Below are 8,284 nucleotides of genomic sequence, written 5' to 3'. Positions count from 1 at the left end.
CCATCTCAGTGATCCGTTCTCTCAGCGGGCACGGTCTCTTTCATGCCACCTCCTTTCGGTTCGCGCCATCCGGAGACTGGGCTCTCGCGAATGGCCGATGTGAACCATGCCTGAGCGTGTCACTCCTGATCCTGAGGTCAACGCCTCCTTTCGAGCTAGTTTGCCTTGGCGGGGAGGCCTGGCAGCCCTGTGAGAAGCGTTGCCGAATACGCTATGTGATCGCCTCGGTTTCACCCCTCGACTGAACCGCGCGAAACGCGCTTGACAGCAGCCAGTTGCCCGTATCTTAATCATGCTCTCAGATTGAGCAGATCAATCCCATTCACATGACCTCGATGGTCGACGGGCAGTTTCGCCCCATGATGCCCCCATCTTCGATGGGCACGGCGTCGTGGGGTTTTTGGTTTTTGGCGGATACATGAGCGGCGCGGTAAAGATCGGCATCCTCTATTCGACCACCGGGCCCTACGGGACGATGGGGCGCGACTGCCGCGACGGCGCGGAACTTGCGATCGAGGAGATCGCGGCAAGCCATCCCGGCCGGATCGAGCCTGTTTTCATCGATCCGGAAGCCAATATCGACCGTTATCTCGAAGGCGCCAGATCGCTGCTGCGCGATCACGGCTGCCGCCACATCATTGGCACCATCACCTCGCTCGCCCGCAAGGAAGTCATTCCGCTGGTCGAAAAGCACGACGGCCTGCTCTGGTACATGTGCCCCTATGAGGGCTTCGAGGCCAATGACAACGTCATCTACACGGGCGGCTGCCCGAACCAGCATTTGCTGCCCTTGCTCGACTATCTGCTGCCACGCTTCGGCAACCGGCCCTACCTGATCGGCGCCAACTATGTCTGGGGCTGGGAAATGAACCGCCTGGCGCGCGAACTGGTGGAGGAGGCCGGCGGCGCCGTGCTCGGCGAACGTTACCTGCCACTCGAGGAAACCGCGGTAGAGCGCATCGTTGCCGAAATCGAGCAGCGCCGGCCGAGCTTCATCCTCAACAATCTCGTCGGGCCTTCCAGCTACGCCTTTCATGCGGCGATCCGGGTGCTCGCCGTGCGCGACCCGGGGTTCCGGCCGGAAAATTGCCCAGTCGTCAGCTGCGACCTTCAGGAGTGTGAGCTCACGGATATCGGCTTGGGGGTAGCGACCGGCCAGCTCTGTGCCGCCTCCTATTTCGACACGGTGGTCTCACCCGACAATGCCGCCTTCAAGCTGCGCGTCGCCAGCCGCTTCGGGCCGGAGCGGCGCATCTCCAGCCTGTTTGCCAGCGCTTACGCCTCGGTGAAGCTCTGCGCCGAGGCGATCATCGAGGCCGGCGTCGACGATCCCGCGACGATCACGCAGCTTGTTTCGGCGGCGGCGCATCCGAGTGTGCTCGGACCGCTGAGGATCGATCCGCAGACCCACCACGCCGCGCTGCCGTTCCATCTCGGTCGCATCAGCGACGATGGCGGCTTCGACATCGTCGCCTCACAGCTACCGATCGTGGCGGACCCTTATCTGACCGGCCAGCGCAAGCGCAAGGTGCCCCAATTGCGGATCGTCTCATGAGGGAAACACCGAACTTCACCGGCTGGCGTGCGGCGATCCTGCACCGCGAAGATCAGACGACGGAGCGGCTCGTGCGACAGCTCCGGCTCTTCGGCTTCGACGTCACTGTACAGTGGCAGCCGCTGGATGCGCGCGACCTGCCCGACATCATCCTGGTCGATGCGGATCAGGGCTGGAGCGGGCTCCTACCGTGGAAGGACGAACAGGCGCCAAGGCCGTTGATTGCCCTGCTCGGCTCGGAAGCACCGGGGCGGGTCGCCTGGGCCATGGGGCAGGGAGTTGCGGCAATCATCGCCAAGCCCGTCGCGTCCTCGGCAGTTTACCCGGCCTTGGTGTTGGCGGTTGGGATCCACGAGGAGCGCCGCGCCGTCGCCGACAAGCTCGCGCATCTTGAAGAACGCGTGCGCATGCGCCCGCTCGTTCACGCCGCCGTACAGAAGATCGGTCAGGCCTGCCATGTCGACGAGGAGCGGGCCTACGGCATCCTGCGCAATTGCGCGATGAAGAAGCGCCTGTCGATGGAGCAGATCGCCGGCTCCATTCTCGGCGGTGCCGAGCCGCTGCCGGAGGCCGGTTGATGCAGGTTCTGAAAGCCATGTTCAAGCAGCCGGCGGCGCTGTTCGGTCTCGTCGTCGTGGCGCTGGTCGTCCTGCTCGCTTTGGCCGCACCGGTGATTGCGCCCTATAGCCCGGACGAGCAGATGTTCGACGGGCTGACACTGGAAGGCGCGCCGCTGCCGCCAAGTGCGCAGTTCCTGCTCGGCACCGATACGCTCGGCCGCGACCTCTTTTCGCGGCTGCTCTATGGCGCCCGAACCTCGCTCGTCATCGGCCTCGTTGCCAATGGTGTGGCCGTCTCGATCGGTCTGATGATCGGCATTCTTTCGGGCTACATGCAGGGTCTGGTCGGCAATGCGCTGATGCGCTTTACTGATCTGATGATGGCATTTCCGGCGCTGCTGCTGGCGATCGTGCTTGCGGCACTGCTTCGCCCGAGCCTCTGGATCGTCGCCATGGTGATCGCGCTGGTCAATTGGGTCCAGGTCGCCCGCATCGTCTATACCGAGACCCGCGGCCTCGTCGAACGCGACTTCATCCTCGCCGAGCGCTCGCTCGGCGCCGGCCACGGCCGCATCCTGTTTCACCACATCCTGCCGCATCTGGTACCCACTGCGATTGTCTGGGGCACGCTCGGGATCGCGACGACGGTGCTGCTCGAAGCGACGCTCTCCTTCCTCGGCATCGGCGTACAGCCGCCGACGCCCTCCTGGGGCAACATCATTTTCGAGAGCCAGAGCTATTTCCAGGCGGCTCCATGGCTGGTCTTCATTCCCGGCGCCGTCATCCTCTTGACCGCGCTCTCCTTCAATCTGGTCGGCGATGCGCTGCGCGATATCCTCGACCCGACGCAACGCGGGAGGGGCTGAGATGGCGTTCCTGCTTTTGCGCCGTCTCGTGCAGACCGCGCTCATCCTGCTCGGCGTTGCCGCCATCACCTTCCTTTTGCTCTACGCACTCCCTGCCGATCCGGCACGCATGATCGCCGGGCGCAGCGCAACGGCGCAGACGGTCGCTAATATCCGCCGTGAACTTGGTCTCGACCAGCCGCTGCTCGTTCAATTCTGGAGCTACCTCCAGGGCCTCGTGCAAGGGGACCTCGGCCGCTCCTACGCGCAGAAGACAGATGTCGGCACGCTGATCGCAGCGCGCCTGCCGGCAACGCTGATCCTGATGGCGGCCGGTATCTTCGTCGAAGTCCTGCTCGGGGTGTTTCTCGGTGTCGTCGCAGCCATCCGGCGCGGCGGTTTCGTTGACCGACTGGTGATGATGGCGTCCTTCGTCGGCGTCTCGGCGCCGCAATTCGTCGCTGCGCTGCTGCTGCTCTATGTCTTCGCGGTTACGCTCGCCTGGTTCCCGATGAGCGGCTTCGGCACCTTCGCCCATGTGGTCCTGCCGGCGCTGACGCTCGGCATCCTCGGTGCCGGCTGGTATGCGCGCATGGTGCGCTCGGCGATGATCGACGTCTTGAACCAGGACTATGTGCGCACCGCGCGCGCCAAGGGCCTTTCCTCGTTCCGCATCATCTTTCGCCATGCGCTGCCGAACGCGCTTCTGCCGATCATCGCGATGATCGGCATCGATATCGGCCAGTTCATGAGCGGCGTGGTGGTCGTCGAGGCGGTCTATGGCTGGCCGGGTATCGGCCAGCTCGCCTGGCAGGCGATCCAGCAGGTCGACATTCCGATCATCATGGGGGTGACGCTCGTTTCGGCGCTGGCGATCGTGCTCGGCAACCTTCTTGCCGACCTCATTGCGCCGCTCATCGATCCGCGCATTCGCGCCCGCTAGGAGTCCTGCCAACACTCTATCTCTTTGTTTTTACGCATTTACTGGCGGACGACCGCCAGCTCGCACAGCAACCAAAAAGGGGAACAACAATGTTCAAAAGCTGGCTTCGAACTTCAACCGTCGCTGCGGCACTGGTGGCAGCACCGCTCACGACCCTGGCGCAGGACGCGCCGAAACAGGGCGGCGACATCGTCATCACCTACAAGGACGATATCGCCACGCTTGATCCCGCCATCGGCTACGATTGGGTCAACTGGTCGATGATCAAGAGCCTGTTCTCGCGCCTGATGGACTACAAGCCGGGCACGACCGAGCTGGTGCCGTCCTTGGCCGAGACCTTCGAGGTGGCCCCGGATGGCCTCACCTATACCTTCAAGCTGCGCAAGGGCGTGAAATTTACCAATGGCCGCGAGATCGTCGCTTCGGACGTGAAGTATTCGATCGAGCGGGCGGTCGATCCGAAGACACAAGGTCCCGGCGCCGGCTTCTTCGGCGCGATCAAGGGCTTCGACGATCTCTCGGGCGGCAAGGCGACGACGCTGGAAGGCATCGAAGCGCCTGACGACGCCACGGTGGTCTTCCACCTGTCGCGCCCGGACGCCACCTTCCTGCACGTGCTCGCCGTCAACTTCGCCTCGGTCGTGCCGAAGGAAGCGGTCGAAGCCGCCGCCGGCGACTTCGGCAAGAAGCCGGTCGGCTCCGGCACCTTCGTCCTCAAGGACTGGACCGTCGGCCAGAGCCTGACCTTCGAGCGCAACCCCGACTATTTCGTCAAGGACATGCCGCATATCGACAAGTTCACGGTCGAGGTTGGCCAGGAGCCGCTGGTCGCGCTGCTCCGGCTGCAGAAGGGCGAAGTCGATATCGCCGGCGACGGTATTCCGCCGGCCAAATTCCTCGAAATCAAGAACTCGCCCGAGGGCGCGGAGATCATCGTCGACGGACAGCAGCTGCATACTGGCTATGTGACGCTCAACACCAAGGTGAAGCCCTTCGACGACGTGAAGGTTCGCCAGGCCGTCAACATGGCGATCAACAAGGAGCGCATCACCCGCATCCTCAATGGTCGCGCAACGCCTGCCAACCAGCCGCTGCCGCCGCTGATGCCGGGCTATGACAGGGCGTTCACCGGCTATGCCTACGACGTCGAGAAGGCGAAGGCCCTGCTCGCCGAAGCCGGGCATGCCGATGGCTTCGAGACGGTGCTCTATTCGACCAACACCGATCCGCAGCCGCGCATCGCCCAGGCGATCCAGCAGGATCTCGCTGCCATCGGCATCAAGGCGGAAGTTCGCGCCCTTGCCCAGGCCAATGTGATCGCCGCCGGCGGCACGGAAGGCGAGGCGCCGATGATCTGGTCTGGCGGCATGGCCTGGATCGCCGACTTCCCGGACCCGTCGAACTTCTACGGCCCGATCCTCGGCTGCTCCGGTGCGGTCCAGGGTGGGTGGAACTGGTCGTGGTACTGCAACGAGGCGCTCGACAAGCGCGCGGTTGCCGCCGATTCCATGTCTGATCCGTCGAAGGCTGCAGAGCGCCAGTCGGAATGGGGCAAGATCTTCACCGACATCATGGCCGATGCGCCCTGGGTTCCCGTCACCAACGAGCGCCGCGTCGTTGCCAAGTCGCCGCGCATGGGCGGCGAGGGCGAAATCTACGTCGATCCGACCCGGGTCATCAACTACGACGCGATCTACGTGAAGCAATGAGCGGCGGGCTCCCCGGAGGTCGTCTTCGGGGAGCCTCTTCATGAGTTTGGGAGAGATTTCATGTGCGTTGCCTGCACACACACCATCCATCGCGCCAAGCACCATTTCGGCTGGAACCGCGACTTCAAGCCGACGCTGATCGCCAAGCCCGGTGAGACCATCCATTTCGAATGCCTGGATTCCTCCGGCGGCCAGCTTGGCGCCGGCTCGACGCTCGAGACCTTGGCCTCGCTCGATTTCGATAGGATCAACCCGGTGACGGGTCCTGTTTATGTCGAAGGCGCAAAACCCGGCGACGCATTGAAAGTGACGATCCGCCGCTTCGTGCCCTCGGGCATCGGCTGGACGGCCAATATCCCGGGCTTCGGCCTGCTCGCCGATCAGTTCACCGATCCGGCGCTGCACATGTGGTCCTACGACGCGACCAGCATGGCCCCGGCGCTCTATGGTCCCGGTGGCCGCGTACCGCTGAAGCCGTTTGCCGGTACGATCGGCGTCGCACCGGCCGAGCCCGGCCTGCATTCGGTCGTGCCGCCGCGCCGGGTCGGCGGCAATCTCGACATTCGCGATCTCACCTCGGGTGTTACGCTCTACCTGCCGGTCGAGGTGGAAGGTGCGCTGTTTTCCATCGGCGACACGCACGCGGCGCAGGGCGATGGCGAGGTCTGTGGCACGGCGATCGAAAGCCAGATGGAGGTCGAAGCCACGATCGAACTCGTCAAGGACGCGCGTCTCGCAAGCCCGCGCTTCACCACCCCCGGGCCGGTGACCCGTCATCTGGACGCTGCCGGCTACGAAGTGACGACCGGCATCGGCCCGGATCTGATGACCGGCGCGCGCGAAAGCCTGATGCGCATGATCGATCTGCTCGGAGCTGAGCATGGCCTGAGCCCTGTAGATGCCTATCTGCTCTGCTCGGTCTGCGGCGATCTCAGGATCAGCGAGATCGTCGACGCGCCGAACTGGGTCGTTTCCTTCTATTTCCCGAGGATCGTCTTTTCGTGACAACGGCAGTACCCGTGCTCGGCATCGATGACCTCTGTGTCGATGCGCTGACGCCGCAAGGACCGCGAAGGGTCCTTGATGCCGTCAGCTTCAATCTCTTGAGCGGCGAAACACTCTGCATTGCCGGGGAAAGCGGCTCGGGCAAATCCGTGACTTCGCTCGCGGTCATGGGGCTGCTACCGAAGGCTTCGCTCAGGATCGCCTCCGGCAGCATCAAGCTCGAAGGGCGTGAACTCTCGAAACTCTCCAACAGCGCCATGCGCAGCGTGCGCGGCGGCGATGTCGCGATGGTGTTTCAGGAGCCGATGACATCGCTCAATCCCGTGATGTCGATCGGCGAGCAGCTGACCGAGGCCATTCGCGAACATCAGGGTTCTGAAGGGGGAACGGCGAGCGTCGTCGCCCTGCGTATGCTGGACGCGGTGCATATTACCGAGCCGGCGCGGCGCATGACGCAATATCCGCACGAGCTTTCGGGCGGCATGCGGCAGCGCGTGATGATCGCCATGGCGCTCTCGTGCCGACCCAAGGTACTGATCGCCGACGAACCGACCACGGCACTCGATGTGACCGTGCAGGCGCAGATCCTGACGTTGATGAAGGAGCTGAAGCGGGAGTTCGGCGCTTCGATCGTGCTGATCACCCATGACATGGGCGTGGTCGCGCAGATGGCCGACCGGGTGGTCATCATGCAGCAGGGCCGCATCGTCGAGCAGGGCGACGTGCTGCCGATCTTCCGCTCGCCGCGCGAGCGCTACACGCACGAACTGCTGGCGGCGGTCCCCAGGCTGGGGGCGCATGCAGGCACCGATGGTCCGCCGCGCATCGCTGCAACGGCCGCGACGTCGCTCCCGCGGACAAGCGTTCCGGTCCTCTCCGTGCGTGATCTCGCCGTCCACTACGGGAAAAAGCCGGGTGGTCTTCTGGGTGGAAAGAAGCTGGCCGCCGCCGTCAGTGACGTTTCCTTCAATATCTTCCCTGGCGAAACGCTGGGCCTCGTCGGTGAAAGCGGTTCGGGCAAGTCGACCACCGGCAAGGCGGTGCTCGGCCTCATTCCTTTCGAAGGGGATGTGGCGATCGACGGCCAGCAGATCGGCGCGCTGTCGCAACGGCAGATGCGGCCGGTGCGCCGGTCCGCGCAGATGATCTTCCAGGATCCGTATGCCTCGCTCGATCCGCGCATGGCCGTTGGAGCGGCGGTCGCCGAGCCGTTGCTCATCCATGGCATCGGCAATCGCAGTGAGCGGGCGGATCGCGTCGCCGACCTGTTGCGTCGTGTCGGCCTTGGGCCTGATGCAGCTAGCCGTTATCCGCACGAGTTCTCCGGTGGGCAGCGGCAGCGCATCTGCATCGCCCGCGCCCTGGCGGTCAATCCGAAGCTGATCGTTGCCGATGAAAGCGTTGCCGCGCTCGACGTTTCGGTTCGGGCACGCGTGCTCGACCTGATGCTCGAACTGCAGGAGACGATGGGGCTCGCCTATCTCTTCGTCTCGCACGACATGGCGGTCATCGAGCGTATGTCGCACCATGTCGCCGTCATGCGCGGCGGGCGCATCGTCGAGATGGGAACGCGCCGCGCCGTGTTCGAGGATCCGCAGGATGCCTATACTCGGGCGCTGATGGCCGCGGTGCCGCTGCCGGATCCGCCGATGCGAAAAAGCGCCTAG

Annotated in this window: 7 protein-coding genes; all 7 read left to right on the top strand. The window is 64.2% G+C overall.

The window, feature by feature from the left end:
• The first annotated feature begins 418 nt into the window (after positions 1–418).
• Positions 419–1,555, top strand: a complete 1,137-nt coding sequence (locus I8N66_RS22025; protein ID WP_291157623.1) for a transporter substrate-binding protein — start codon at positions 419–421, stop codon at positions 1,553–1,555.
• Positions 1,552–2,133: an ANTAR domain-containing protein gene (locus I8N66_RS22020; RefSeq protein WP_113538339.1), complete on the top strand. Its 582-nt coding sequence runs from the start codon at positions 1,552–1,554 to the stop codon at positions 2,131–2,133. The genes I8N66_RS22025 and I8N66_RS22020 overlap by 4 nt, the downstream gene beginning before the upstream one ends.
• Positions 2,133–2,981 carry an ABC transporter permease gene (locus I8N66_RS22015; protein WP_291157618.1) on the top strand — a complete coding sequence of 283 codons (849 nt, stop codon included), beginning with the start codon at positions 2,133–2,135 and terminating at the stop codon, positions 2,979–2,981. Before I8N66_RS22020 ends, I8N66_RS22015 begins: the two co-directional genes overlap by 1 nt.
• Position 2,982: 1 nt before the next feature.
• Entirely contained in the window at positions 2,983–3,903 is a 921-nt protein-coding gene (locus I8N66_RS22010) for an ABC transporter permease (protein ID WP_113538341.1), read from the top strand.
• 89 nt (positions 3,904–3,992) lie between these two features.
• Positions 3,993–5,612, top strand: a complete 1,620-nt coding sequence (locus I8N66_RS22005) for an ABC transporter substrate-binding protein (RefSeq protein ID WP_291157613.1) — start codon at positions 3,993–3,995, stop codon at positions 5,610–5,612.
• Positions 5,613–5,672: 60 nt separating this feature from the next.
• A complete protein-coding gene (locus I8N66_RS22000) occupies positions 5,673–6,617 on the top strand; it encodes an acetamidase/formamidase family protein (RefSeq protein WP_291157611.1) in 945 nt (314 codons plus the stop codon).
• On the top strand, positions 6,614–8,284 hold the full coding sequence (locus tag I8N66_RS21995) for an ABC transporter ATP-binding protein (RefSeq protein WP_291157609.1): 1,671 nt from the start codon (positions 6,614–6,616) through the stop codon (positions 8,282–8,284). Before I8N66_RS22000 ends, I8N66_RS21995 begins: the two co-directional genes overlap by 4 nt.

The organism is Ensifer sp. SSB1 (assembly GCF_016652895.1).
Lineage (GTDB): Bacteria > Pseudomonadota > Alphaproteobacteria > Rhizobiales > Rhizobiaceae > Ensifer.
Note: the sequence above shows the minus strand (reverse complement) of the source record. Positions and strands in the feature narration are given on the sequence as shown.